The sequence below is a fragment of the Pollutimonas thiosulfatoxidans genome (assembly GCF_004022565.1).
GTDB lineage: Bacteria > Pseudomonadota > Gammaproteobacteria > Burkholderiales > Burkholderiaceae_B > Pusillimonas_D > Pusillimonas_D thiosulfatoxidans.
The window spans coordinates 718,963-745,857 of record NZ_CP022987.1 but is presented as its reverse complement, the minus strand read 5'-3'; the positions used below and the strand labels follow the sequence as shown (position 1 = coordinate 745,857).

Here is a 26,895-nt window from a genome sequence, read left to right as displayed (position 1 = left end):
TGTCCTCAAGCACGGTTTACTCTTATGCCCAGGGAATTCATGGGTAAAAAGTAATTTCATTGATTCAGTAAATACTATAGGTTGCCACTCGGCTGCGTCAATCAATAAACCGATGACCTAGTACATTCCCTTAACGAAGTCCTCGTTGCGATCGTTGTAGCGCCTCCTTCCGCCCGTTATTCTTTTGCAGGTAAAAAAAGGATTCTTATATGAAAATAGCTCGCTAACCTAAAGATGCCCCTGGCGCACCGGGGGCGACAGGGGCATCAGGCGGCCAGTAATTCGCGCCCCGCATGACTATCTGGTTGGGCGCAGCAAATCCAGTGCTATGTCATAGCTCGGGTCGGGCTTCTTGAACAAGTACTCGCCGTTGCGTATGGACGCCAGCACATCGGCTCGCTGGCGCACCGCCTCGAACGGGCTGTCCGCGTCCAGCACCAGGAAGTTGGCTGGCTTGCCCACTTCCAGGCCGTATTGCTCTTCGATGTTCAAGGTTTTGGCGCCGTTGTAGGTGATTAAATCGATGCAAGTGTCCAGTTGCTGGAACGACATGGTCTGAGCCAGATGGATGCCGTTATCGAGAATATTCATAAGGTTGCCATTGCCCGCCGGGTACCAGGGATCGTTAATCGAATCCTGGCCGAAGCATACGTTCACACCGCTCTCCCACAGTTCCTTTACGCGAGTCAGACCGCGGCGCTTCGGATAGCTGTCCTGTCGGCCTTGCAGGTAAGCGTTCTCGGTGGGCAATGAAATGAAGTTCAGGCCCGATTTTTGAAACAAGCCCATCATGCGGAAAGCATAGGCATTATCGGCTGAGCCGAAGGAGCAAGTATGGCTGGCAGCGGTGCGGGAGCCTATCCCTTCAGACATGGCCAGCGCGTTCAGCAGCTCGACAAAACGGCTCATGACATCATCGGTTTCGTCGCAATGCACATCAATGAGCTTGTCGTACTTGATGGCCAGCTCCACAGTTTTGTGGATGGATTTTTCGCCGATCTCGCGAGCCCACTCGAAATGCGGGATACTGCCCACGCAGTCGGCACCCATCTTCAATGCCTCTTCCACCATCTCGTCACCGCCCTTATAGGCGTACATGCCTTCCTGTGGGAAAGCAACGATCTGGATGGTGACCTTGTCCTTCAGCTGCTCGCGCAACTCCAGCATGGCCTTCAGACCTGTAAGCTTCGGATCGTCCACGTCGATGTGGGTGCGTATGAATTGGACCCCCTTGGAAACCTCTTCTTCGATCCCCTTTAACGCGCGCGCTTTGGCATCTTCGAAAGTTTGGTGCTTCTTCACATCGTGCCAACGGGCGATCCCCTCGAACAAGGTGCCGGTGTCGTTCTCCGCCCCTTCATTACGACCGGTGTAGACATAGTCCAGATGAAGGTGGGCATCCACATAGGGCGGCACTACCAGGCGTCCCTTCAAGTCGATTTCCTCGTCCGCCTTGGGCAGGCCTCGACCTATTGCACGAATGGCCCCGTTCTCAACAAGGATCTCACTTGCCTCGGTATTCCGATAGATGTTCGCATTGATAAATTTTTTCATATTCATATCCTTGTAAAGTGGCCCGTCACGAGGCCAGGGTGCGCCTTGCCAGGAAGGCGATAATCATGGCGGGCACGAAGCAGATAATGGACAGATAGACGATCCCGCTGACGCCAACTTGCGGCAGGTGAACCAGGATCAAGCCACCTATCCAGGTCGCCATCATGATGGACAGGTTAAAGACACTGGATTGCACGGAAGTTGCCACGGCTTTGGCATGCGCAACCTGTTTGCTCACGGCGGTTTGATACATCGTGACGAGCGGACCAAAGGCCAGGCCCCACAAGAAAAACGCCAGATGAGAGACGCCGTTGGCTCCGCCGAAAAAGACAAACAGCAGCATGGCGACGGCACCGCAGGTCAGCATGCTGACGATCAAGCCGCGCAAATACGTATCGATGATTCTGGCGGACAACAATACTGAAATGACAGAACCAATACCGAAGATGAGTAGTGCCACACTGATGCCGCCGAAAAAGTCGAGGCTTTGGACCAGCAAGGTGATGTAGGTATAGGTCCCGTAGTGTGCCATCACGGAAAGAAAAGTCAGCAGCAAGACGATCAGGACCGCCGGGATCTTCAGCACCGCAAAGGGCGAATTGCTTCCAGTGAGTTTTTCTCCCTTTACTGAGGGGAGATACTTGGCCGACAGTAGAGCAATGACCGCAACGATGACGCCAAGGGAAACGAATTCCGTCCGCCATCCAAGCTCCGTCCCGATGAAGGTCATGAACGGCAAACCCAGGCTGATCCCGAAAGTATTACCGGCCATGATGATGGTGATCGCTTTGCCTTGCATGTCCTCGGGAACCAGCGCCGTGCCGTAGGCGGCGATCATGGGCCACATGATGCCGGCGCAAATGCCACCAACAATGCGCATAGCGACGATGACGGAATAAGAAGAGGCCAGGCCCACAACGATGTTGGAAATTGCAAAGCCAATCAGCAAAACCAGCAATAGCGTTTTCCGGTTGACTGCCAGGGTCAGGCTGATTAGCGGAATAGCGCAAACCGCCGAGGCCAGTGCATAGACGCCCACCAAAAATCCCACTTGGCTTTCTTCGATGCCAAGGCCGGTGGCCATTTGCGGCAGGACTCCGGAAGGGACTAGTTCAGACAGGATGCCAACGAAGGTCACACTGGCCATAAGACCAAAGATGAACCAGGATGTGTATTCGCGCCCCACGGGGCTAATTTTGGAAAGACTGGACACGACGCCCCCAATTGATGTCAGCAATACACTCTATCAGGGTATTCCCTGGTAATTATTAATTTGAACGCTTCCTTGATCTAGATCAACAATGACTAAGGCCCGGCTGAGCCGGGCCTTTACATGGCTTTAAGCTAGAACTGCCAACACGCTGCCTGTTACCCCACCGCGCACAAGGGCGACTCGCTTTCGCCGCGAATCAGGAAGTCACGATTCATGCGTGCGCCTGGCTTCAGGGCGCAGCGCTCATAAGCCAGGGCCCGTGCGAAGTACCGGTCGCCACCTCGCAACGCGGCCTCGATCAGAGTCAGGTCTATGATGTCGCGCTGGGCATGACTGCCGCCAAATGCGTTGGCAATCAAGCGGGCGCCGCGCAGCCGCTGCACCGCGGTCGCGTAATCCTTGCGCCAGAATGCAACAAAGCCTTCAGACAGCGGCAGGCCATAGCGCCGCGTCCATTCCTGAGGCTCGCCGCTACCACCCGCGCCGGCCTGACGCAACAAATGCAAGATTCGATCGACCTCGTCTCCGCGCCCGGCGCCCAGATTCGCCATGATCGCGTGCCAGTCATTGAAAGGGTAAGAGCGGCCATCCGCATGCGCTTGCCACCGATCTGCCACCGAGGCCCACCGATCCTGAACGTCGATACCGGCCAGCGTAAGCCGCCAAAGCATGGCTGATGCATCGACCAGATCCAGCGCGACCATGCTGTTGTTCGCGGCGATACGCTCATCGTAAAGCCGCAGGGCCTGGGCACCGTCTTCCATCTCTATCAAGTACACGGCGTAATGCCACCAGTTGTGCCCCTGAAAGAAATTGTCGCTGCCGGACCAGTTGGCCTCGTTCTGCTGCATCCACGCTATGCCTTCCTGCGCACGCCCTTGCATCTCCAGCACGTGGGCAACAGCATGATGAGCCCAGCAATCCAGGGGCTGCAGCGCCACGGCATGGCGGCCGATATCTTCGGCGCGCGCATAGTCGCCCGCCTCTTCGAGGCCAAACGCGTACATGCCCAGTACGATCGAATACCCCGGTACGTCGGTTGACCACTGTGGCAGCACCCGCGCCGGGCGGTCGCGCAAGTCGCGCGCGCTGGCGCGATAGAAATCAATGATGTGGCCCGACTGCAAGGCCAGGATATCCAACGGATATCGACTGTTATGCAGGTCCAGCGCTTGAGCCGCAGCGGTCCATTGCCCTGCCAGCAACAGATCCAGCGCATGGGCATGCGATGCCTCGCGCTCGGAAAGGCGCAGGGCTTTTACCTGGCGCAGGATACCCGCAGCGGCCGCCGTCAGGTCGGGCTCGGTGGCCAAAGCGAACAGATGCGCTTTCAGCATATGCGCCATCGGGAAATCAGGCGCGGCATGAATGGCCTTGTCTATCTCGGCAACCGGGTCGCCACGATAAATATTGAACGATGCAACAGCGTTATCGAAGTAATCAGCCGCCTCTCTCGTCGCACCGGAAAGGGTATTGCCCTGCTTGTCATGAATCATGGATCTTCATCCTTAAAAACATACATTGGAGGTGTGATGCCGCTTGCGCACCAAGCTGCCGTAAGCTATGCAGTGGTGCGAAATGAGTGTAAAACTGGAGGATGGCGTGGCCTATGCGCAAGACGCCGGAACTCTTGATCGAAGCGCCGTCAATATCGCGAGTGTTTCCCCATGGATACAATTTCCGATGTCTTGCAGAGCATGCGCCTGACGGGCGCAGTCTTTCTTGAGGCCCACTTCACAGCCCCCTGGTCTATCAAAGCCCATGTCTCGCCTGACGATTGCACGCCTTTCATGCCCATGCCCAGGCAAATCATTGCCTATCACCTGATCACAGCCGGACGCTGCATGCTCCTGCTGGACAGTGGCACGAGCACCGATTTGAAGCACGGCGATCTGGTCATCCTGCCGCGCAATAACCCCCATATACTGGCCAGCGCCGCTACCATCCCGCCTGTTTCGGCAGAAGGCCTTATCCGTCAGGATGGCGACAGCAGCATGGCACATATCACCTATGGTGGTGGCGGAGCAAGCACTCAAATGATTTGCGGTTTCCTGGGCAGCGCCACGGAAAACCTGGCCCTGACTGGCATGCTGCCGGAGATCCTCAAGCTGGGCGCAGACGACTGGACTGCAGCCAGTTGGGTGGAAAGCACATTCCGGTTTGCCATACAAGAGTCGAACAACCGCCACGCCGACTCAAGCGCGGCGCTGAGCAGGATGGCCGAACTGCTGTTCTTTGAGGCCGTGCGCCGCTATTTCGCCTTGCACCCGGAGTCGCGCACGGCCGCCGTGGCCGGCATGCATGACCTGCTGATTGGGCGGGCGCTGGTGCTGATGCATAAGCGCATGTACGAGCACTGGACGACGGAATCGCTGGCGCGACAAATAGGCCTGTGCCGATCTTCATTTGCCGAGCGGTTTACGCGTGCGCTGGGCGAGCCGCCCATGCGCTATCTTGCGCACCGGCGGCTGGAACAGGCGTCTTTACGATTGCTGCAGTCGTCCGTCGCGATTGCGCGTGTTGCCTACGAGTCTGGCTATGAATCCGAGGCGGCGTTCAATCGGGCGTTCAGGCGTATGTACGGCGCCCCGCCTGCGGCATGGCGCCGCAGCAAGGCCAGCGGCGATCAACATTGAGACCTAATGAAGCAAGACCATGCCGGCATGCCGAGCCGCACTAACGTCGAAAGTCATGGTTTGTGCACAACCCGCCGCCGCTGCGGATCTTTCGATCAGGCAATCTGCGAAATCAACTTTTCCCGCTTCGAATATGCGCAAAGCCCGGAACACTTGATCGGCCTGCTCGACGACTAACTGCCTGCTGCGAAGAAGAACCTCGAGTGCCTGCGCTGCCTGCTTGGCCGAGAGATCAAAGCACGCAGTCAACACCCAATACACCTCGACGACAGACACCAAGGCAACAAACCCGGGGCTGTCAGTATCCAGGGATTCAATCAAGACGCTTGCCTTGCTGGACTGCTTGGGGTCGTCCTGCATGATGTAGCGAACCAGAACATTGGTATCGAGGCCTATCATCGGGCAGCAGCGCCCCGTTGCGCAATAGCTTTGTTCATGTCTTCAATCGTTACAGACTTCCCGGGTTTGCCGAACATGCCTTTAAGCTCCGTGACACTACGTGTGAGCGCAACGAATTCGTAGCGCCCAGGCGCTATCTGAAGGAATTCGACGCGGTCGCCGGCACCGACCTTAAGGTCATGCCGAACTTGCGCCGGGACAGTGATTTGCCCTTTTGATGTAAGTGTTGCTGTAGTCATAAGCCCTCCATTCCTTACCTTAAGGTAAGGCGCGGAGGCATGTCAAGTTCCGACTGCTACGATGCACGGTTCTCAGTTGGCGGTATCATCGCCGTTTCTAGAAAGCCGTTGACTACATGAATCGCAAACTTTTCCTGCTGGCGCTCTGCCAGGGTCTGTTCCTGACCAACAACGTCACCTTCATTGCCATCAATGGTCTGGTGGGGCTGGCGCTTGCGCCGCTAAGCTGGCTCGCGACGCTGCCGGTAACGGCCTATGTAGTCGGTGCCGCCCTATCCACCGGCCCAGTGGCCCGGTCGCAACGACAACTGGGGCGCAAGCGCTCTTTCCAGATCGGATTGGTGGTGGCAGCCGTATCGGCGGGGATCTGCGCCTGGGCGGCGGCGACTGGCCAGTTCTGGCTGCTCGTGACGGCGACATTCATCGCCGGCTACTACAGCGCCAACGCCTCGCTGTATCGCTTCGCCGCACCGGAACTGGCTGCGCCTAGCTACAAGGAAAAGGCGATTTCCCTGGTGCTGGCAGGCGGCATCGTGGGCGCTGTGGTCGGACCCAATTTGGCCAACATCACGCGCAGTCTGTTGCCCACACCTTTTGTGGGCGCCTACCTGGCCCTGATAGTAGTGGCCTTGCTGTCATTGTTGATCATGACGTGTATTGATTTTCCGCGCCACATCGCTCCAGCGCCGGGCACATCGACGGGGCGGTCCCTGCGGAACATCGCCCGGCAACCGGTGTTTCTGGTGGCTGTAGCGGGGGCATCGCTGGGCTACGCTGTGATGAACCTGCTGATGGCAGCCACGCCGCTGGCCATGCAAATGCACGCCCACCCCTTCGGCAATATTGCCATCGTGCTCGAGCTGCATGTGCTGGGCATGTTTCTTCCCAGTTTCTTTACTGGGCATCTGATCAAGCGGTTCGGTGTGCTGCCCATCATGGGCACCGGTGTTGCCCTGATGTTTATTTGCGTGGCCATCGCCTTGTCCGGGATCAGCCTGATGCAGTTCACCATCGCGCTGCTGACCCTGGGCGTGGGCTGGAACTTCCTATATATAGGTGGCAGCACCCTGCTGACGGAGGCCTATCATCCCGATGAAAAGAACAAGGCTCAGGGCGCCATGGACTTCTGCGTATTCACTTGCGTTGCCGTCAGCTCGTTCGCGTCAGGCGTACTGATTACCACCCAAGGCTGGATGTGGATCAATCTGGGCTCCCTGGTACCTTTGCTCGTCATCTCGATGGCGCTATGGTGGATGGCGCGGCAACGCCTGACCGCTGTGGCACAACGATAGACGTCGGCCCAGGGTGATCCTGGGCCGCCACAATACTTAGAGCAGTGCTGGCCACTATCACCTGGCTTGTTCTTGTATCTTCTCTCCTCCGCGCTCGATGTCTTCTCCTGCGCCTTGCATCGTGTTGCAACCCGCCAAGCCTGCGGCAAGGGCCAATACAAACGCGAACCATGCACTCGTCTTCATTTTCGTCTCCTAGATAAAAGTAGCCTTGAGGCAGTAGCAAGTTCCAGACCCGCATCGAGCGCTACTCCCGCGGCGCACCGATACAAGGCAAAGCCCTTCAATAACTGAGAACCGTGCACCATCGTGACGCACGGGCGCGTCGTCGCGCCGTGCGGGCGCTGGGCGTGGGCCTCGCCTTGCCGTATCAAAACCGCTCCTTAAAAGTTGGCACAGCTATTGCGTAAACCTTCGTGTGCTGTCCCTCTCTTCTCTTCTACGGAGCAATACATGAAACGCAGACTGGTTCTCAAGCAGTTGACCGCCGCAAGCTTATTTGCCATGACGGGCTGGATCCCCGCGACGCAGGCGGCCGATACCATCAAGGTTGGCATCCTGCATTCCTTGTCCGGAACCATGGCCATTTCGGAAACGTCCTTGAAGGACGTTGCCTTGATGACTATCCAGGAGATCAACGCCAATGGCGGCGTGATGGGCAAGCAACTGGAAGCCGTGGTGGTTGACCCCGCGTCGAACTGGCCGCTGTTTGCCGAGAAGGCTCGCCAACTGCTGGCCCAGGATCAGGTGTCGGTCGTGTTTGGGGCCTGGACCTCGGTGTCGCGCAAATCGGTGCTGCCGGTCTTCAAGGAGCTTAACGGCCTGCTCTTCTATCCCGTGCAGTACGAGGGCGAAGAGCTGGAACGCAACGTCTTCTACACCGGCGCGGCGCCCAACCAGCAAGCCATACCGGCTGTCGAGTACCTCATGAGCGAGGATGGCGGCGGCGCCAAGCGTTTCGTGCTGTTGGGAACAGACTACGTCTATCCGCGCACCACCAATAAGATATTGCGCAGCTTCCTGCACTCGAAGGGCGTCAAGGACAGCGACATCGATGAGGTCTACACGCCCTTCGGCCATGCCGACTATCAGACCATCGTTGCCAACATCAAGAAGTTTTCCACCGGTGGGAAAACGGCAGTCATCTCGACCATCAACGGCGACTCGAATGTGCCCTTCTACAAGGAGCTGGGCAATGCCGGCCTGAAGGCGACCGATGTGCCTGTAATTGCCTTCTCGGTGGGAGAGGAAGAGCTGCGGGGCGTGGACGCCACGCCATTGGTCGGGCATCTGGCCGCCTGGAACTACTTTCAATCCATCAAGAACCCGGTCAACAGCGACTTCATCCAGAAGTGGCAGGCATACGCCGCCGCCAACAACTTGCCCAACGCCTCGACGGCCGTCACCAATGACCCCATGGAGGCGACCTACATCGGCATCAATATGTGGAAGCAGGCCGTCGAGCAGGCGCAGTCCACAGATGTGGACAAGGTCATAGCCGCCATGGGGGGCCAGAGCTTCACGGCGCCCAACGGATTCACCATCCAGATGGACAAAACCAATCACCATTTGCACAAGCCCGTTTACATCGGCGAGATCCGGGCAGACGGTCAGTTCGATGTGGTTTGGAAAACGGATGGCCCCCTACGCGCCCAACCCTGGAGCCCTTACATCGCGGGCAATGAAAGCAAGCAGGGTCTTTGATTCTTGAATGGGTACGCGATGAGTTATCAAGCCTGCCAGGCCTTCTGGCGCCAACTCGCTCTGTCACTGCTGTTGCTTATGCCTGGGCATGTCGCCTGGGCAGACGGGCCTGCAAGACTGGATGCAGCAATGCTGGCTCCGTTGGTGCAAGGAGACACCAGCGCCAAGCTGCAAGTCATTGCGCAGCTTGGGCAGATGTCCGATGCTGCCTCGATACGGATCTTGAAAGCGTTGGGCAGCGCAAGGCTCTTCGCGACACCCCAGGGGAGCATCCTGGTCCAGACCGAGAACGATCGAAGCTGGGATCCCTTGACCGGTAAGGAGTCTGCGCTGCCAGATGATGTTGACGCCATCATCATCAACAACCGCTTGCGTGGCGCCATCAACGGCGCACTGGCCGCCTCGGATCTGTTTTCGGACGATCCGCAGGCGCGCCTGGCGGCGGCGCGACGCCTGCAGCGAGGCGCTGACCCGTTGACCGTCCCACTACTGAACAAGGCAAGTGCGCAAGAGACCCATGGCGATGTCAGGCGCGCCCTCGGTATTGCCTTGGCAACCCTGGCGCTTAAAAGCAGTGATGCCGACACACGCCGTATGGCGGTCCAGGTGCTGGGCAAATCGGGTGATGGCGCTTTCCGTAGCGCGCTGGCAGACCTGGCCGAGGCCGATACCGATCCGCAAGTACGTGTGGCGGCTGCCGGCGCCTTGAAGCAAATCGACAGTCATCTGTGGAAGATCGAATGGGCCGGCAATCTATTTTACGGCATCAGCCTGGGTAGCGTCCTGCTGCTGGCGGCGCTGGGCCTGGCCATCACCTTCGGCCTGATGGGCGTCATCAACATGGCGCATGGCGAACTGCTGATGATAGGCGCTTACGCCAGCTATTTGATGCAACTGCTGTTCAAGAACTACATGCCTGCCTGGATCGACTGGTATGTGATCGCAGCGTTGCCGGTCGCCTTCCTGGTCACTGCGGCCGTGGGCATGGTCATGGAGCGCACGGTAATCCGCTGGCTGTACGCTCGCCCGCTGGAGTCCCTGCTTGCCACGTGGGGGATCAGCCTGATCCTGATGCAGGCCGTACGTACCTTGTTCGGCGCGCAGAATGTTGAAGTAGGCAACCCCTCGTGGATGTCCGGTGGCGTGACGCTGCTGGGCGGGCTTGTGCTTAGCTACAACCGCCTGGCCATTATTGTCTTCTCGCTGCTGGTCGTCTTCTTTGTCTGGCTGCTGCTCAATCACACTCGGCTGGGCTTGTTCGTACGCGCCATCACGCAGAATCGCCGCATGGCGGACTGCGTCGGCGTGCCAACCGGACGGATCGACATGCTGGCATTCGGCCTGGGCTCGGGCATCGCCGGGCTGGGCGGTGTGGCGTTGTCACAGTTGGGCAACGTGGGGCCGGACCTGGGCCGCGCCTATCTGGTGGACTCCTTCATGGTGGTGGTGCTGGGCGGGGTTGGGCAACTGGCCGGAACCGTGGTCGCCGCGCTGGGCCTGGGCACCATCAACAAGTTTCTGGAACCCTGGGCAGGCGCTGTCATGGCAAAGATCACCATACTGGTGCTTATCGTGTTGTTCGTTCAAAAGCGTCCGCAAGGGCTGTTCGCGCCGCGCGGCAGGAGCGTGGAATGACGCAGGCGTACACGCATAATCTGGCCAGCCAGTTCGTGTCGGACAAGCGGCTGTTCTCGTTGACGGCATGGGCTAGCCTGGTGGCCGCAGTGGCATTGCTGGCTACGCTGCCGCTGCTCAATCTGGTCGTATCACCGGACCATCCGCTATACGTCACACCCTATGCGGTGGCGCTATTGGGCAAGTTCATGTGCTATGCGCTGGCGGCACTCGCGCTGGACCTGGTGTGGGGGTATGCAGGCATCTTGTCCTTGGGGCATGGCTTGTTCTTTGCCCTGGGCGGCTATGCCCACGGCATGTATCTGATGCGCTCCATTGCCCCGATGCTGCGGGTACAGCCGCCCTGCCTGATTTCATGGTGTTCCTGGATTGGCAGGCCTACCCCTGGTTCTGGGCGTTCACCGACCATTTCGCCTATGCAATGTTGCTCGTCGTGCTGGTGCCCGGGGCGCTGGCTTTTCTCTTCGGCTACTTTGCGTTCCGCTCGCGCATCAAGGGCGTGTACTTCTCCATCATCACACAAGCCATGACCTTCGCCGCCATGCTGCTTTTCTTTCGCAATGAAACAGGCTTTGGCGGCAACAATGGCTTTACGGGGTTCCAGCGAATTCTGGGATACGACATCACTGCTTCCAGCACCCGGGCGACGCTTTACTGGATCACCCTGAGCATGTTGGTCGGCGCCTTGGTCCTCGCACGCGCCATCACGCAATCCAAGCTCGGGCGGGTTCTGACGGCGGTGCGGGACTCGGAGAGCCGCCTGCGATTCATCGGTTACGACCCGCTGGGATTCAAGTTGTTTGTCTGGTGTACGTCGGCGGTCATGTGCGGCATCGCGGGCGCCCTCTACGTGCCCCAAGTGGGCATCATCAACCCCAGCGAGATGTCTACCGAGAACTCCATAGAGATGGTGATCTGGGTGGCCACCGGCGGACGTGGAACCCTCATCGGTCCCATCATCGGCGCCGGCGCGGTCAATGGTTTGAAAACCTGGTTCACCAGTGTGCTGCCTGAGTTCTGGCTATATGCCCTGGGCCTCATATTTGTGCTGACCACTTTGTTCCTGCCGCAGGGCATAGTGGGACTGGCGCGCAAACTGGCGGTCCGCCACCAAAGAAAGGAAGCAACATGAAGCGCGCGCACGCCAGGCAACTGGAGGTCATGAGAGCGGCCATCGAACGCGACGCCGGCAATGATGCCTCATATGGGCATGTCGCCAGCCGCGACGTCGACACCCGCCATGGCGTCATACTGTATCTGGACGGGATCACGGTAAGTTTCGACGGATTCAAGGCACTGAATAATCTGACTCTGGATATCGGCGTTGGCGAACTGCGCTGCATCATCGGGCCCAACGGAGCAGGCAAGACCACCATGATGGACGTCATCACGGGCAAGACGGCTCCGAGTTCCGGCACCGCCTACTTTGGTCAAAACATTGACCTCACGACGCTGTCCGAAACCCAGATCGCGCATGCCGGCATAGGCCGCAAGTTTCAGCGTCCCACCGTTTTCGAAAACCACAGCGTTATCGAGAATCTGGAGCTGGCCATGAAGACCGACAAGCGAGTGCGGCCTACCTTGTTCTCTCGCCTTACCGGTGCCCAAGCCGATGCCATAGGCCAGACCCTGGCCCTGATACGACTCACACCGGAAGCGTGGCGGCCGGCCGGTCTGCTGTCGCATGGACAAAAGCAATGGCTGGAGATCGGGATGCTGCTGATGCAGGAGCCCAAACTGCTGCTGCTGGACGAGCCCGTAGCCGGGATGACCGACGCCGAAACAGAGCGCACCGGCGAACTGCTTAACGAATTAAAGGGCCGTCACTCGCTGATGGTGGTGGAACACGACATGGACTTCGTGGCCAGCATTGCGGGCCAGGGCAAGGTGACGGTGCTGCATGAGGGCGCGGTACTGGCCGAGGGCACCATGGCAGCCGTGCAGGCCGACCAACGCGTAATCGAAGTGTATTTGGGGCGCTGATATGCTGGATGTGCAGGCTATCGATCAATACTACGGCGGCAGCCATACGCTGCGTGGCGTCTCACTAGCTGTGGAACAAGGCAAGTGCCTTGCGCTCCTGGGCCGCAACGGTGTAGGCAAGACGACCTTATTGAAGTGCCTGATGGGCGTGTTGCCTGTGGCGTCGGGCAGCGTACAGTTCAATGGCAAGGACATCACCCGCTTGTCACCGCATCAGCACGCCGCGCTGGGCATCGCCTATGTTCCCCAGGGGCGGGAGATCTTCGCGCGACTGACTGTCCAAGAGAACATACTGATGGGCATGGCTACCAAGCCGGCGTCGGCGGCCCGGCGCATCAAGGGCGAAATATTCGAGCTTTTTCCTGTCTTGAACAGCATGCGGGCACGCCGCGGCGGCGATCTCTCGGGTGGTCAGCAGCAGCAATTAGCGATTGCCAGGGCCTTGGTGGCTGAGCCCTCGCTGATCATTCTGGACGAGCCCACTGAAGGCATACAACCCTCCATCATCAAGGATATTGCCAAGGTCATCGAGCTGCTGCGGGCTCGCGGAGACATCGGCATTTTGCTTTGCGAACAGTACTTCGACTTTGCACGGCAACTGGCGGATGATTTCCTGGTCCTGTCTCGCGGCCAGGTCGTCGCGGCGGGCGATCGATCGCAGATCGACGGCGACGATGTCCGTCGCCATTTATCGGTATAGCGCATCATGACCATGCCACATGGAGCCCCAGCATGAGCGCCCTGCCCGATACCTGGCCGGCGCATCTGGCCCTGTCGTTCGCTGGCCAGGGAGCAGGCAGGTCGGTGCTCTCCAGCCGTCGCCATGCCGGGCCACTACTCGTGCAAAAGGCCTTGTATCCGGAAGGGCCGGCAGTATGCCATGTGACGATATTGCATCCGCCCTCCGGCATCGCCGGCGGCGATGAGCTGACGATAGACGTGCGCGTAGAGGGCGGCGCCCATGCGTTGCTAACAACCCCCGGCGCGACCCGTTGGTACAAGGCCAACGGCAGGAAGGCAGTCCAGCACACCCATCTGCGTGTGATGGCCGGAGCTCGGCTGGACTGGCTGCCACAAGAGAATATTTTCTTTGAGCAGACCGATGCCTCGTTGCAGAACCATATTGATCTGCATAGCGGCAGTGCGGCCATCGGCTGGGAGATCAATCAGTTGGGCCGCATACAAGCCGCCACCCATTGGGATGAGGGCCGCGTCCACCTTGCTTCCACCCTTTATCTGGACGATGCCCCGGTATGGCTGGAATGCGGCGAGCTTACCGCAGCTGGCCCGGCACGCCATTGCGACCCGGGGCTGGCGGGCTATCCCGTCGTCGCCACGCTGTGGGCATTCGGAACCGAACTGAGCGGCGAATATACGGACGAACTGGCGCAGCAGCTGCCCTGGACCGCCACGCTGCGGGCCGGACTGACTCATATCCGGCAACCAGATCAGCAGGGGCTGACCCTGGTGCGCGTGCTGGGCCGGCATACCCAGGACGTAAGAGGGTTGTTGACCGACCTATGGATGCAATTGCGGCCACGCTTACTGGAAACGCCAGGCGCGCTGCCTCGGCTATGGAATACCTGAAACCTGAACGGACCACCATGGAACTGACACCTCGGGAAAAAGACAAGCTGTTGATTTTTACCGCAGCACTGCTCGCTGAACGCCGCAAGGCGCGGGGGCTGAAGTTGAACTACCCGGAATCGATTGCGCTTATCACGGCGGCCTTGATGGAAGGCGCGCGGGACGGTCGCAGCGTAGCCGACTTGATGCATCACGGCACCACCATATTGGCCCGCGACGACGTCATGGAAGGGGTTCCGGAAATGATCGCCGATATACAGGTCGAGGCTACGTTCCCGGACGGCACCAAGCTGGTCACCGTCCATCACCCCATTATCTGAACCTGCAGCTGCAATGCCAGCACCGCATACTTAGGGATGTAATTATGAAGCTCTTACCCCGCTCTACCGCCATGATCGCCTTGACGCTTATAGGCGAGGTCGCCCTTGCACATCCTGGGCACACGGCCGCCGACTCCGGCGATATGCTGGCAGCCGGTCTGCTGCATCCCTTGACCGGTACTGATCACTTGCTGGCCATGCTGGCCGTAGGCTTATGGGCGGCCACCAGTCGGGCCAATCACAACGCCATAACGATCTTGGTCAGTTTCCTCGCGCTGCTCCTGGTGGGCGCCGTGGCAGGAATGGCCGTAGCCGGCGTTGCTGCGATCGAACCCATGATCATCGCATCGCTGCTGGTGCTGGGCCTGTTGCTGGCCAGTCGCGTCAGCGTCCCGCTCTGGGCCGGGCCTGCATTGGCAGGCGCTTTCGCCTTGTTTCATGGCATGGCGCATGGCGCAGAGATGCTGGCCGGCGGCAGTGTCGCTGCTTACATTGTCGGCTTCATGTTCAGCACGCTGGCCCTGCTTTTGACCGGACTTGCAGCAGGATGGATGGTATCGGGCCGGGCATTGTGGTTGAGCCGCTTGGCGGGTGCCGGCATCGCCGCCTACGGCCTGGCGCTGTGGTCCGGGGCCGCATGATGATACCCGGCGAAATCCTTGCCGAATCAGGCAGCATGGAACTTAACGCGGGGCGTGCCACCTGGACGATAGACGTTGTCAACCACGGCGATCGACCGGTGCAGGTTGGCTCGCACTACCACTTCGCCGAAGTCAACAGCGCCTTGTCATTCGACCGCGGCCTCGCCCGGGGTTGCCGGCTGAACATCGCGGCCGGAACCGCCGTGCGTTTCGAGCCGGGTCAAAAGCGTACCGTAGAAATCATAGCGCTGGCAGGAGACCGCCGGGTGTTCGGCTTTCGGGGCGACATCATGGGAGCGCTGTAATGGTGATGATTTCCAGGCAGGCCTACACCGAAATGTTTGGCCCTACCGTAGTCCATGGCGTGGGCGACCGCATACGTCTTGCCGATACCAGCTTGCTCGCCGAAGTCGAAGAAGACCGGTGCATATTCGGGGAAGAGGTCAAGTTCGGCGGAGGAAAAGTCATCCGCGACGGCATGGGACAAAGCCAGCGCTCCAGCGCAGATTGTGCCGACACGGTCATCACCAATGCGCTAATCGTCGATGCCATCACGGGCATCATCAAGGCCGATATCGGCATCAAGAACGGCCTGATCTCCGGCCTGGGCAAGGCTGGCAATCCGGATATACAACCCGGGGTCACCATCGTCATTGGCCCGGCCACCGAAATCATCGCTGGTGAGGGCATGATTGTTACGGCGGGCGCCATCGACTCGCACATACACTTTATTTGCCCCCAGCAAATCGACGAAGCGCTGGCCAGCGGCGTAAGCACCATGATAGGGGGCGGCACGGGTCCGGCCACCGGAACCCTTGCCACCACTTGCACGCCGGGGCCCTGGCATATCCAACACATGCTGATGGCACTGGATGCCTTTCCCATGAATATCGGCCTGCTGGGCAAAGGCAATGCCAGCCAGCAGGAACCGCTGTTGGAACAAGTCCGCGCCGGCGCCATCGGGCTTAAGCTGCACGAGGACTGGGGCACCACGCCAGCCGCCATCGATACCTGCCTCACCGTTGCCGACGCTACCGATGTGCAAGTGGCCATCCACAGCGACACCTTGAATGAATCGGGCTTTGTGGAAGATACCTTCAAGGCGTTCAAGGGCCGCTGCATTCATTCTTTTCATACCGAGGGTGCGGGCGGCGGCCACGCTCCGGACATCATCCGGGCGGCCGGCATGCCCAATGTGTTGCCGGCGTCGACCAATCCGACCATGCCCTTCACCACCAACACCATCGACGAACACCTGGACATGTTGATGGTTTGCCACCATCTGGATGCGTCCATCGCCGAAGACGTCGCTTTCGCCGAAAGCCGCATACGGCGTGAGACCATCGCAGCGGAAGACATTCTGCACGATCTGGGCGCCTTCTCGATCATGAGTTCCGACTCGCAAGCCATGGGGCGCGTCGGCGAGGTTGTACTGCGCACCTGGCAAACTGCCGACAAGATGAAGGCGCAGCGCGGCGCGCTGGAGGGCGACAGCGCCCGCGCCGACAATCATCGCATCAAGCGCTACATCGCCAAGTACACCATCAACCCGGCCATCGCACACGGAATTGCGCATAAAGTCGGCTCTATCGAAACGGGCAAGCTGGCCGATATCGTGCTTTGGCGCCCCGCCTTCTTCGGCGTAAAGGCAAGCATGGTGATCAAAGGCGGCATGATCGCCGCGGCCAGCATGGGCGATCCGGGTGCTTCCATCGCCACACCGCAGCCTGTGTGCTTTCGGCCCATGTTCGGCAGCTTCGGCAAAGCCATCAAGACCTCCATCAGCTTTGTGTCGCAAGCCGGGCTCGACAACCCAGAGCTGCATGCCCTGGGGCTGACCAAGGCGCTAGAGGCCGTGCATGGCTGCCGCAGCATCGGCAAGGCTGACATGGTCCATAACAACTGGCTGCCTGACATCACCGTCGACCCTCAAACCTACCAGGTCATGGCCGACGGCCAGCTTCTGGTTTGCCAGCCCGCCGGCAAGTTGCCCATGACGCAACGCTACTTCTTGTTTTGATCATGCGAACCATCAATAAACGCCTGGCGGGAACCGCCATCGCCCCCACCCTGATTCGCCACGCGCCCAAAGTGGTACTGACTTTTGAGTACCGCCGCCGCAGCCGGCAAAAACTACGTCTGGACAACCGCGAAGAGCTAGCCATGGTTTTGAATCGAGGAACCGTCTTGCAGCATGGCGATGTGTTGGTTGCTGACGACGGGAAGCTCATCGTCGTCCATGCGGCCATCGAGCCAGTCTTGCGCGTAACGGCGGACACGCCAATGGCCCTGACGCGCGCTGCCTACCACCTGGGCAATCGGCACGTGCTGGTAGAGGTGGGGGCAGACTACCTCAAACTGGAATATGACCCCGTGCTGGCCGACATGCTGGGTCGTCTGGGCGGACTAGTGGTTCATCGGGCGTACCAGCAATTTCAACCTGGCGCCGGGGCTTATGGCGGCGGACACCGCCATGGGCACGATGAAACCTTCGCCGAAGACCAGGCGCTGGCTCATGCGGCCTATGCCGCACATACTCATCCGCATCCGTAGGCGGCAATCATGCAGGACAGTCAGATCGTCGCCTTGTTGCAGCTTTCATCGCCCGCCTTACCCATAGGCGGCTATAGCTATTCGCAGGGCCTCGAAGCGGCGATCGATACGCAGTTGATTACCGATGAAGCCAGCGCTCATCGCTGGATTGCACAACAACTGGAATGGGTGCTCACCCCCTGCGAAGCCCCCGTATGGCTATTGCTATTTGATAGCTGGAACACCTGCAACTGGGAACGCCTGGCCCACTGGAACGCCTGGTTCCTGGCATCGCGCGAAACCCGCGAGCTGCGCCAGGAAACCGAGCAGATGGCATGGTCCTTGGTGAAACTGGCCGACGAGCTGGCGTGGGGCAGTGCCGAGGCACGCGATCGTTTGCTTGGTCTGCAGGCCGTCGTGCTGCCCACCGCCCATGCCTACGCCTGTTGGGCGCTGGGCATACCCCGGCGCGCCGGCCTGGCCGCCTATTTGTTTTCGTGGCTCGAGAATCAGACGATGGCAGCGCTAAAAACCGTGCCCCTGGGCCAGGTCGCCGGCCAGCGCATCCTGGATCAACTGCGTCTGTGCATACCGCAGGCATGCACGGACGCCAGCCGAAGAGCTGCAAGCGATCCGCCCTGCCTGCACACCTTGGCTCCGCAGCTTGCCATCTTGTCGTCCCGTCACGAAACACAGTACTCCCGTTTATTCCGATCCTGAGGGCCTACCCTATGACGACCGATCTACAAACCAACAAGCCTTTGCCGGGACGCCGACAATCATTGCCCGTGCTGCGCGTGGGCGTCGGCGGTCCGGTGGGCTCAGGAAAAACGACTTTGCTGGAAATGCTGTGCAAGGAAATGTCCAAGCGATACGACTTGATCGCCATCACCAATGACATCTACACCAAGGAAGACCAGCGGCTATTGACCGTGTCCGGAGCACTGCCGGCGGAACGCATCATGGGAGTGGAAACGGGAGGATGCCCGCATACCGCCATCCGCGAGGACGCCTCCATCAACCTGGAAGCCATAGATCGCATGATGAACAAGTTTCCGGATGCCGATATCGTCTTTGTAGAGTCGGGCGGCGACAACCTTGCGGCCACCTTCAGCCCCGAACTTTCAGATCTGACTCTATATGTGATTGACGTTGCAGGCGGCGAAAAAATACCACGCAAGGGTGGGCCGGGCATCACCAAGTCGGACCTGCTCATCATCAACAAAACTGACCTGGCCCCTTATGTGGGTGCTTCGCTTCAGGTGATGGAGGAAGACACCAAACGCATGCGCGGCAATCGGCCATTTATCATGGGTTCGATCAAGACGGGCGACGGCATTGACGCCATCATCGCTTTCATAGAACGCGAAGGCCTGTTGGCCGGGGTCGGGGTATAGCAATACCGCCCGGAGGCACGATAAGACATCTGGGCGGTATGTAGTCAACGATTGACGGCGGGCTAAGACTACGCCCCGCTTTCCGGGGCGACCGGGTTGCCGGCCAGCACCTTCTCGGCGCATAAATCTGCTGCGCCCTCTACAGGGTGCTCCATATTGGCAAAGGTTACCCAGCCACCTTCTTCGATAAAGCTGTCTTGCTTCCAGGAATCGACTTCCTGAAGCTGGGTTAGCTGATACTGCGCGTCAGGTGCTGCGAGAAAACGATTGGCGCAGATGCTTGCAGCAAGCTGCGCTACGGCTGCTTCGGTGGAGGTTTCGGCCTGCTGTGCCGCGGTGCCGCCAGTCACCCAGCCGCCGGCGGTAAAACCCACGACCATCGTCAAGGCCGCCGCCCCTGCGCAGGACCAGAGCCAGATGGTTTTTGTGGGTCGGTATTGATCACTTGTTCATTGTTTCGTTGGACATGTTTGTTCTCCTCGTGGTGGTAGACACCCTTAGGGCTGAACTTAAAAGGGGCAAAATTTATTTTACAGACCTGGTCACCAATGAGAAGGCTTACTTACAAATTCGCATCCCTAGGATTTCCCTAGGTGCCCGTGAAGCTTGACCGATGCGCCGGTGGCGCGCAAACTCGCGCGCATGGCAACTGACTCCAAAAGTATAAATACTCGCTGTTGCATCGTCGGCGGCGGCCCGGCAGGCATGATGCTCGGACTCTTGCTGGCGCGTGCCGGCATCGCCACCGTCGTCCTGGAAAAGCATGGCGATTTTCTGCGGGACTTTCGTGGCGACACGGTTCATCCGTCCACACTCGAGATACTGGCCGAGCTGGGCCTGAAGGATAAGTTCGACGCCCTGCCGCAAACCCGAGTCCAGCAACTGGATGCCATGTTCGCCGATGGCATTCATGCCGTGGGCGACTTCCGCAGCTTGCGGCCGTTCCCTTACATGGCTTTGGTTCCGCAATGGGATCTTCTTGATCTGCTTGCCACCGAGGCGCAGGGCCACGATGACTTCAAGCTGTGCATGCGGCACGAAGCGACGGCACTGCTTCACGATGCCAATGGGGTAGTCATTGGCGTCTTGGCCAAGTCACCCGACGGAGAGATACAGGTCAATGCCGACCTGGTCGTGGGGTGCGACGGCCGGCACTCTTTGCTGCGGGCGGCGGCCGGATTGCAGCCCACAGATTTGGGCGCGCCCATGGACGTGCTGTGGTTCCGGCTTGCGCGACTTCCGAGCGACCCCGACGGCACCTACGGTGTACCGGGTTATGGCAACTTTTTTGTCATGCTTAATCGAGGCGAGTATTGGCAGATCGCCAGCGTGATCGCCAAAGGCGAAGTCGAGCAATGGCGCCGGCAACCAATAGAAGACTTCCGCTCTCGTATTGTCCGGAAAGTTGCCTTCCTGGCTGATCGGGTCGATGGCATAGGTTCATGGGACGACGTGAAGTTGCTGCAAGTGCGGGTGGACCGCTTGCAACAATGGCATCAGCCCGGACTGCTCCTGATCGGCGACGCGGCGCACGCCATGTCGCCCATAGGCGGTGTCGGCATCAACCTGGCCATACAAGACGCGGTGGCGGCAGGCAATATCCTGGCGCAAGCCATGCGGGCCCCGGGCCGGCCGGGCGAATCAGTGCTGGCGTCCATACAACAACGGCGTCTCTTGCCCACAAGGATCATCCAGGCCTTGCAGGTGTTTATCCAGCGCCGGGTGATCGCTCCCGCGCTGGCAAGCCAGGTCAGCGACAAGCCGGTGGCGCTGCCTCGTGTCGCGCGATTGCTGCTAGGGTTTTCATTTATACGCTCGCTTCCAGCTCGTATCATCGGGCAAGGGTTTCGGCGTGAACATGTACGGTCGCCACACCGTTGAACGGAGAAAAACTTATGGATGCATTCATGCAAGCGGCGCTAGAAGAAGCGCGACTGGGCAGTCAGGAAGGCGGCATTCCCATCGGTTCGGTAATTGTGCACCAGGGACGCATACTGGGCCGCGGCCATAACCGGCGCGTACAGCAAGGCAGCGCGATACTGCACGGCGAGATGGATGCCTTCGAGAATGCTGGTCGGCTAAGCGCGCAGATCTATCGTGAATGCGTCCTGTACACCACGCTGTCGCCCTGCTCCATGTGCAGCGGCGCCATACTGCTGTATGGCATTCCGCGCATCATCGTGGGCGAAAACCAGACATTCATGGGTGAGGAAGACTGGCTGCGCTCGCGCGGCGTTCATGTCGAAGTTCTGCAAGACCCGGATTGCATCGCGCTGATGCACGACTTCATCGCAAGCAAGCCCAGCCTCTGGAACGAAGATATCGGCGAGCCGGATGCCTGAAGTCGCTTAAGGCTGCCGCGGCGGTCGCTGCAGCCCCAGGTGACCCCGCAAGGTAGTTGCTTCATACGCTTTACGAAACAGGCCGAGGTCTTGCAATTCAGGGATCACATATTCGATGAAGTCTTCTATCCCGCCGGGTAAGGAAGGCGGCATCAGATTAAAGCCGTCGGCACCCTCATTGCGGAACCAGCGCTCCATCTCATCCGCTATGGTCCTGGGCGTGCCCACCATGGTGCAATGCCCGCCCCCCGCAGCCAAACGGCCCAACAAGCCACGCAAGGTGGGCTGCTCGGTTTCGATAATGCGCAGTACGGTCGCGTAACGCCCCTTGGGGCCTGTGAACGCTTCAAGTGGCGGCAGCGGCGGCACCGGTGCGTCCAGCTCCCAATCCTGGCAATCCTGCCCTATATACATGCCCAGTTGCCGCAGCGCATCCTGCGAGGGCAACAGTTCGTCCAGCTCGCGCTGCTTGGCGCGCGCTTCAGACTCTGTCGAGGCCACATAGGTGACCAGGCCGGGCATGATGGGCACCGGCTCGCTGCGCCCGGCCTCGCGGACCCGACGCTTGATGTCGCGGTAATACGCTTGCGCGGCACCCAAGTCGTAGGCCACGGCATAGATGGCTTCGGCACGCCTGGCGGCCAAATCCCTGCCCTGGTCCGACGCGCCCGCCTGAAACAGCACCGGATGGCCCTGCGGCGGACGCGGCACCGTCAGAGGCCCATCCACCAGGAAGTGCTCGCCCTGATGCTTGATGGAGCGCACGGCCTCCGGCGCAACATAGACGCCTTGGCGATCGCAGCGCAGCGCGTCGTCGCCCCAGGAGTCCCACAGCGCCAACACCGTGGTGATGAATTCCTCGGCGCGCGCGTAGCGCCAGTCATGGTCGGGCATCGAGGGATAGCCATGATTGCGCGCTTCAGAGTCAAACATCGACGTGACCACATTCCATCCCATGCGGCCGCCTGAAATATGGTCCAGTGACGCAACCATGCGCGCGGCATGAAAAGGCGTGTAGAAAGTACTGGAGACGGTGCTGATCAGGCCGATGTGCTGGGTAGCACGGCTCATGGCCGCCAGTGCGGTCAGCGGCTCCAGAAACCAGCGCGGCCCATCGGAAAGATTTTCGGCGGAATGCCCGTCGGCGAAGAATACGGCGTCCAATTTGCCCTGCTCTGCGATCTGCGCCAGCGATTCAAAATAGCTAATGTCGCCCATGCGCTCCACGGCCGATGCAGGATGTCGCCAGGCCGCCCGATGGTGGCCGCAGCCGAATATGAACAAGTTGATATGCATCACGGGGCTGTCCTTAGTTCTTGACCAAACCGCCATCCACCACCAGGTTCTGCCCGGTCACCGAGCGCGACCAGGGCGAGGCGAAGAACAGCGCCGCGTCCGCAAACTCGGCCGGGGTCGTTACCTTGCGCAAGGGCGTGCTGGCAGCGATCAGATCGAACACCGCCTCAGGCGTGGCCGAGGATGCATCCGTCGTGCGCAATAGACCGCCCGACACCATGTTCACCGTGATGCCCTGCGGACCGAGATCTTGCGACAAGGTGCGCGTCAGGGACAGCAGCGCAGCCTTGGCCGCCGTGTAGTCATGGTAGGGAACGACGGGATTCTGAAACAGATTGGTGCCCACATTGATGATCCGTCCAAAACCTATTTCGCGCATGCCGGGCAGCGCGGCCTGAGTCGTATTCAGCGCGCCGCGAACAATGCCTTCCATTTGCTGATGGATGTCTTCCCACGATAGCGTGTCGGCTTGGGGCCTGGCATCACCATTGAAGGAAAATGACGGTAGCGCATTATTGACGACAGTGGTAATCGGCAGCCCGAAGTAATCGCGAGCGGCGCTTACCGCTTCCGCAACGGCGTGCGCATGACAGACATCGGCCTGAAGTGCGATGGTCCGTTGCGGTGCCAGGGCGGCCAGTTGTTCCGCCGCCTGAGCGCTATGCAGATAATTGATCACGACGCGTGCACCCTCGCCCAGGAAGGCGCGCACCAGATGTTCGCCCAGGCCCCTGGCGCCGCCGGAAATGAAAACGACTTGCTGATCAAGAGGAAGTGACGCTGCGCTGTTGTTCATGGCATACCTTTGCGTAGGTGGCGAAGGTATGCGGACGGCGCGATGGCCGCTAGCCCGTATATGGCTGACATCCCTTCGCCAGTATTAACTGGGGCAGGTTCGACGGGTGTGGATCTCAGCCGGCCCAAACCCCGGCACCCCGTGTCGTAATGCAACACCATAGCATGGGGATGACGCATTGACACCCCGAGCACGCTGACATATGCTTCGGACTTGTTCCTGGGGGAGCCCGATGTGGGCTGAGACTCTGCATAGCATTGCAGTAACCCTTAGAACCTGATCCGGATCATGCCGGCGAAGGGAAGGAAACGCATCATTCCAGTTGGCTTCCCCCTTTGTGACTTCGCGCCGCGTCATCCAAGCGGCGCTTTCGCTTATGCGCCGGCATCGACCGGCAGAAGGGACGCCATGTTTGCAAGCTCTACAACGATATTCTGGCTGCTGCTTTTTTCCACCGCATTCACTGTTAGCGGGATGCTGTACGCCAGGCGAGATCGCGGCAGCCTTGAAGACTATGTCGTTGCGCGCAACAGTCAGACCGCAACAGCCACCATGCTGACTCTGGTGGCAAGCAGTCTGGGCGCCTGGATACTGTTTTCACCGGCCCAGGCTGCGACCTGGGGCGGCATGGGCGCGGTCATCGGCTACGCCATCGGCGCCATGTCGCCCCGACTATTGATGATCCCGCTAGGCAAGCGGATGCGCGACTTAATTCCGCAAGGACACAGCTTGACCGAGTTTGTGATCTTGCGCTATGGCAAAACCATGCATGCGCTGGCCTTGCTGATCATGTTGTTCTACATGTTCATTACCCTAGCGGCCGAACTCACAGCAATCGCCAAACTGGTCACGCTGCTGGCGCCCGTCCCGCTGTGGGTCACTGCCGTGATCGTGATGGTTTCTACCTTGCTTTACACCTCCTACGGCGGCTTGCGGGCATCCATACTCACCGACAAGATACAGATGGCGGTCATCGTGCCCCTGCTGTTGATCCTGGTGATCGTAGGCTGGCGCGCCGTTGGCGGCGTCGAGCCTGTGCTGACTGGTCTGCAGGCCCACGCACCCAGCCTGATTGATCTGACGGACCCCATAGGCGTCAAGGCCGGCCTTACTTTCTTCGTGGCCATCCTGCTTACCGGACTCTTTCATCAGGGGAACTGGCAACGCGTCTATGCAGCGCGCGACACGCCCACCATGCGGCGCGGATTTCTGCTCGGCGGCCTGGTGGCGGCACCCGTGATCTTCGTGATGGGGCTATTTGGCTTGGCCTTCGTTGGCCTGGGCCACACCGGTGACGGCTCGGTGGCCCTGTTCAGCGTCATCATGCCCCGTATACCGGCTTGGCTGGCAATCGCTTTGATACCGCTGGGCCTGGCGCTGGTCATGAGCACGGCCGACACCACCATCAGTGCGCTGTCCAGTCTTATCGCCGTAGATGGTCGTCGGCTGGCGCCTGGCATGACTAGAGCTACCTTGATGAAGCTGTCGCGCTGGTTGATATTTCTACTGGCCATCCCGGTGATACTTGTTGCTGCCCAAGGCTATAGCGTTCTCTATCTGTTCTTGTTGGCCGACTTGTTCTGCGCAGCTGCCGCCTTCCCGGTATTTTTCGGCTTGTTCAGCCGGCGGCATGGGGGAGGTAGCGCCGTGGCCAGCACTGTTTGCGGCCTGCTAGCCGGCTTGATGTTGTTTCCTGCTCCCGGCGAGAAGCCCGTCTACCTGCTGGAATCGTTTCTGGTCGCCGCTCTGCTACCCGTGCTGATCACGGCGCTTATACTTAAATTGCGGCCATCCCTGCCCAACTACGACTTTGCCGACTTGAAGCTCGGGGTTCACAACCTGGACGATTGAAGAGCCACGCTGTGTCTGCGCGTTGCGGTAAGAAGCTGCATGTAGGGGTGCTATTGTTCTATACTTAGCGGCTTTTACCATGCCACACCCGTGCTTGCGCGCGGTCGCTTGTGGCCATTCAGTTGGCTGTGCCTTGGCGCAGAAGCTTATTCCAAGGAGCATACTCCCATGCAAGGACTGCATCTGACGGCAGATCTTTACAACTGCGCTTGCGACTCGAAGTTATTGATCGACGCCACCCAATTGGCTGACCTTTGCCGTAGCCGCACCGTAGACGCCGGTCTCACGCTGGTCGCCGAGAAATGGCATACCTTTCCTGATTACGAAGGCCAGCCCGGCGGCGTAACCGGCATGCTTTTGCTGGCAGAATCGCATCTGGCCATCCACACCTGGCCCGAACGCGCGGGTGTGACGCTGGATGTCTATGTATGTAATTTCATGGACGACAATTCCGCAAAGGCCGAGCGCCTGATGCGCGAACTGCTGGGCAGCTTCCAGGCGAAAAACGAACAGATCGAACGCCTGCAACGTGGCGATGAAACCGGCCCGGGAGCCCAGGGCGAACTGCTGCTCGAGTCCCTGGACGCCACCAGCGTGTATGGCTTTCGGTTCAACCGACGTATCCTGGAGCGCCAAACCCCTTACCAGCGCCTGGAGCTGCTTGAGTCGCCCGAACTAGGACGCAGTTTGCGGCTGGATGGCCACTTCATGACTTCCGAGGCAGACGAGTTCTTCTATCACGAGGCACTGGTCCATCCCGCCGCCATCGCCCACCCGGATCCCAAGCGCGCACTGATCGTGGGCGGCGGAGACGGTGGCGCCGCCGAAGAGTTGCTCAAGCATCCCAGCATCGAAGCCCTTACGTTGGTGGAGCTGGACGAGCAGGTGGTTGAGGTGGCGCGCTCCCACTTGCAAGCCATCAACAAAGGCGCTCTGGACGACCCCAGGGTTACGATGCGCATCCAGGACGGCGCCGAGTTTCTCGCTGCTGCAGAACCTGGTTTTGACCTCATCCTGCTGGACCTGACCGACCCCGAAACCCCTGCCGGCCCCTTGTACACGGAAGACTTCTTCCGCCAATGCCAGCGCGTATTGGCCCCGGGCGGCGCCCTGGTTTTGCATCTGGGATCGCCATTCCACGAGCGTGACCAGGTTCGCGGCATGGCACAGACCCTGCGGGCGGTGTTTTCGCAGGTTCATGGCTACGGCGTACATATACCGCTATACGGCGCCTACTGGGCACTGGCTGTGGTGTCGGATCAATTGAACCCGCTGTCACTAGACCCTGCCCAAGTGCAGGCTCGTATTGATGCACGAGGCATAGGCGATCTTCAGTACTACAACGCCGAAGTACATGGAGGTTTATTCGCTCTTCCGAACTATTATCGGGCGCTGCTGGAGCCGGCTTGACGTTGCCTGCTCACAACGATCCTGAGTAAATTTGCGCGTTTTCTTACGCGCTGCTGAATATTTAGTCG

General features: G+C 59.6%; 26 protein-coding genes, 2 pseudogenes and 2 riboswitches. Of the genes and pseudogenes, 19 read left to right on the top strand and 9 right to left on the bottom strand.

Annotated elements, in window-relative coordinates; genetic code table 11:
- Positions 1–297 precede the first annotated feature (297 nt).
- The 3 genes from CKA81_RS03630 to CKA81_RS03620 form a co-directional block, all read right to left on the bottom strand.
- Complete coding sequence (locus CKA81_RS03630; RefSeq protein WP_128354087.1) at positions 298–1,554, bottom strand: amidohydrolase family protein; 1,257 nt, start codon at positions 1,552–1,554, stop codon at positions 298–300.
- Between the two features lie 25 nt (positions 1,555–1,579).
- Positions 1,580–2,638, bottom strand: coding sequence for an MFS transporter (locus CKA81_RS03625; protein WP_237183404.1), 1,059 nt, complete (start codon positions 2,636–2,638; stop codon positions 1,580–1,582).
- A gap of 284 nt (positions 2,639–2,922) precedes the next feature.
- Positions 2,923–4,263, bottom strand: coding sequence for a tetratricopeptide repeat protein (locus tag CKA81_RS03620; RefSeq protein WP_128354086.1), 1,341 nt, complete (start codon positions 4,261–4,263; stop codon positions 2,923–2,925).
- A 171-nt stretch (positions 4,264–4,434) separates the two neighbouring features.
- Here CKA81_RS03620 and CKA81_RS03615 point away from each other — a divergent pair, with 171 nt between their 5' ends.
- Positions 4,435–5,403, top strand: a complete 969-nt coding sequence (locus tag CKA81_RS03615) for an AraC family transcriptional regulator (protein WP_128354085.1) — start codon at positions 4,435–4,437, stop codon at positions 5,401–5,403.
- A 3-nt stretch (positions 5,404–5,406) separates the two neighbouring features.
- On the opposite strand, the gene CKA81_RS03610 is transcribed toward CKA81_RS03615, so the two are convergent.
- Positions 5,407–5,802, bottom strand: a complete 396-nt coding sequence (locus tag CKA81_RS03610; protein WP_128354084.1) for a PIN domain-containing protein — start codon at positions 5,800–5,802, stop codon at positions 5,407–5,409.
- Positions 5,799–6,041, bottom strand: coding sequence for an AbrB/MazE/SpoVT family DNA-binding domain-containing protein (locus CKA81_RS03605; RefSeq protein ID WP_128354083.1), 243 nt, complete (start codon positions 6,039–6,041; stop codon positions 5,799–5,801). Before CKA81_RS03605 ends, CKA81_RS03610 begins: the two co-directional genes overlap by 4 nt.
- Positions 6,042–6,157: 116 nt before the next feature.
- Between CKA81_RS03605 and CKA81_RS03600 the strand changes: the two genes are divergently transcribed.
- The gene (locus CKA81_RS03600) at positions 6,158–7,333 is read left to right on the top strand and encodes an MFS transporter (protein WP_128354082.1); all 1,176 of its coding nucleotides are present in this window, start codon (positions 6,158–6,160) and stop codon (positions 7,331–7,333) included.
- 57 nt (positions 7,334–7,390) lie between these two features.
- Here CKA81_RS03600 and CKA81_RS03595 read toward each other — a convergent pair whose 3' ends face one another.
- The gene (locus CKA81_RS03595; protein ID WP_128354081.1) at positions 7,391–7,519 is read right to left on the bottom strand and encodes an entericidin A/B family lipoprotein; all 129 of its coding nucleotides are present in this window, start codon (positions 7,517–7,519) and stop codon (positions 7,391–7,393) included.
- 267 nt (positions 7,520–7,786) lie between these two features.
- On the opposite strand from CKA81_RS03595, the gene urtA reads away from it, so the two are divergent.
- The 13 genes and pseudogenes from urtA (at position 7,787) to ureG (ending at position 19,132) form a co-directional block, all read left to right on the top strand.
- Positions 7,787–9,037: an urea ABC transporter substrate-binding protein gene (gene urtA, locus CKA81_RS03590; RefSeq protein WP_128354080.1), complete on the top strand. Its 1,251-nt coding sequence runs from the start codon at positions 7,787–7,789 to the stop codon at positions 9,035–9,037.
- A gap of 18 nt (positions 9,038–9,055) precedes the next feature.
- Complete coding sequence (urtB, locus tag CKA81_RS03585; protein ID WP_128354079.1) at positions 9,056–10,672, top strand: urea ABC transporter permease subunit UrtB; 1,617 nt, start codon at positions 9,056–9,058, stop codon at positions 10,670–10,672.
- Positions 10,669–11,804: pseudogene (gene urtC / locus CKA81_RS03580) on the top strand (urea ABC transporter permease subunit UrtC). Before urtB ends, urtC begins: the two are co-directional and overlap by 4 nt.
- Before the next feature lie 29 nt (positions 11,805–11,833).
- A complete protein-coding gene (gene urtD, locus CKA81_RS03575) occupies positions 11,834–12,655 on the top strand; it encodes an urea ABC transporter ATP-binding protein UrtD (protein WP_128356521.1) in 822 nt (273 codons plus the stop codon).
- A 1-nt stretch (position 12,656) separates the two neighbouring features.
- Entirely contained in the window at positions 12,657–13,355 is a 699-nt protein-coding gene (gene urtE / locus CKA81_RS03570; RefSeq protein WP_128354078.1) for an urea ABC transporter ATP-binding subunit UrtE, read from the top strand.
- A gap of 32 nt (positions 13,356–13,387) precedes the next feature.
- Entirely contained in the window at positions 13,388–14,242 is an 855-nt protein-coding gene (locus tag CKA81_RS03565) for an urease accessory protein UreD (RefSeq protein ID WP_128354077.1), read from the top strand.
- Positions 14,243–14,259: 17 nt separating this feature from the next.
- Positions 14,260–14,562 carry an urease subunit gamma gene (locus CKA81_RS03560; RefSeq protein ID WP_128354076.1) on the top strand — a complete coding sequence of 101 codons (303 nt, stop codon included), beginning with the start codon at positions 14,260–14,262 and terminating at the stop codon, positions 14,560–14,562.
- A 44-nt stretch (positions 14,563–14,606) separates the two neighbouring features.
- Positions 14,607–15,203 (top strand): HupE/UreJ family protein, encoded by a 597-nt coding sequence (locus CKA81_RS03555; protein WP_128354075.1) that lies wholly within the window; start codon positions 14,607–14,609, stop codon positions 15,201–15,203.
- Entirely contained in the window at positions 15,203–15,508 is a 306-nt protein-coding gene (locus CKA81_RS03550; RefSeq protein ID WP_128356519.1) for an urease subunit beta, read from the top strand. The genes CKA81_RS03555 and CKA81_RS03550 overlap by 1 nt, the downstream gene beginning before the upstream one ends.
- Positions 15,508–17,223, top strand: a complete 1,716-nt coding sequence (gene ureC / locus CKA81_RS03545) for an urease subunit alpha (RefSeq protein ID WP_128354074.1) — start codon at positions 15,508–15,510, stop codon at positions 17,221–17,223. Before CKA81_RS03550 ends, ureC begins: the two co-directional genes overlap by 1 nt.
- Before the next feature lie 2 nt (positions 17,224–17,225).
- Positions 17,226–17,750 (top strand): annotated as a pseudogene (gene ureE, locus CKA81_RS03540) (urease accessory protein UreE); the annotation flags it as partial.
- Between the two features lie 15 nt (positions 17,751–17,765).
- Positions 17,766–18,455, top strand: a complete 690-nt coding sequence (locus CKA81_RS03535; RefSeq protein WP_128354072.1) for an urease accessory protein UreF — start codon at positions 17,766–17,768, stop codon at positions 18,453–18,455.
- Between the two features lie 11 nt (positions 18,456–18,466).
- Positions 18,467–19,132 (top strand): urease accessory protein UreG, encoded by a 666-nt coding sequence (ureG, locus tag CKA81_RS03530; RefSeq protein ID WP_128354071.1) that lies wholly within the window; start codon positions 18,467–18,469, stop codon positions 19,130–19,132.
- A 68-nt stretch (positions 19,133–19,200) separates the two neighbouring features.
- Here the strand turns inward: ureG and CKA81_RS03525 are convergent, their stop codons facing one another.
- Positions 19,201–19,518, bottom strand: coding sequence for a hypothetical protein (locus tag CKA81_RS03525; RefSeq protein WP_228255775.1), 318 nt, complete (start codon positions 19,516–19,518; stop codon positions 19,201–19,203).
- A 319-nt stretch (positions 19,519–19,837) separates the two neighbouring features.
- Between CKA81_RS03525 and CKA81_RS03520 the strand changes: the two genes are divergently transcribed.
- Positions 19,838–21,013 (top strand): FAD-dependent oxidoreductase, encoded by a 1,176-nt coding sequence (locus CKA81_RS03520; protein ID WP_237183403.1) that lies wholly within the window; start codon positions 19,838–19,840, stop codon positions 21,011–21,013.
- 14 nt (positions 21,014–21,027) lie between these two features.
- The gene (locus tag CKA81_RS03515) at positions 21,028–21,474 is read left to right on the top strand and encodes a nucleoside deaminase (RefSeq protein WP_128354068.1); all 447 of its coding nucleotides are present in this window, start codon (positions 21,028–21,030) and stop codon (positions 21,472–21,474) included.
- A gap of 6 nt (positions 21,475–21,480) precedes the next feature.
- On the opposite strand, the gene CKA81_RS03510 is transcribed toward CKA81_RS03515, so the two are convergent.
- On the bottom strand, positions 21,481–22,773 hold the full coding sequence (locus CKA81_RS03510) for an LLM class flavin-dependent oxidoreductase (protein ID WP_199287560.1): 1,293 nt from the start codon (positions 22,771–22,773) through the stop codon (positions 21,481–21,483).
- Positions 22,774–22,783: 10 nt separating this feature from the next.
- On the bottom strand, positions 22,784–23,566 hold the full coding sequence (locus tag CKA81_RS03505) for a 3-oxoacyl-ACP reductase (protein WP_128354067.1): 783 nt from the start codon (positions 23,564–23,566) through the stop codon (positions 22,784–22,786).
- A 53-nt stretch (positions 23,567–23,619) separates the two neighbouring features.
- Positions 23,620–23,718: riboswitch (TPP riboswitch) on the bottom strand.
- 59 nt (positions 23,719–23,777) lie between these two features.
- Positions 23,778–23,886: riboswitch (TPP riboswitch) on the top strand.
- Between the two features lie 88 nt (positions 23,887–23,974).
- On the opposite strand from CKA81_RS03505, the gene CKA81_RS03500 reads away from it, so the two are divergent.
- Both CKA81_RS03500 and speE read left to right on the top strand, forming a co-directional pair.
- Complete coding sequence (locus CKA81_RS03500) at positions 23,975–25,417, top strand: sodium:solute symporter family protein (RefSeq protein ID WP_128354066.1); 1,443 nt, start codon at positions 23,975–23,977, stop codon at positions 25,415–25,417.
- 168 nt (positions 25,418–25,585) lie between these two features.
- Positions 25,586–26,827, top strand: coding sequence for a polyamine aminopropyltransferase (gene speE / locus CKA81_RS03495; RefSeq protein WP_128354065.1), 1,242 nt, complete (start codon positions 25,586–25,588; stop codon positions 26,825–26,827).
- Positions 26,828–26,895 lie beyond the last annotated feature (68 nt).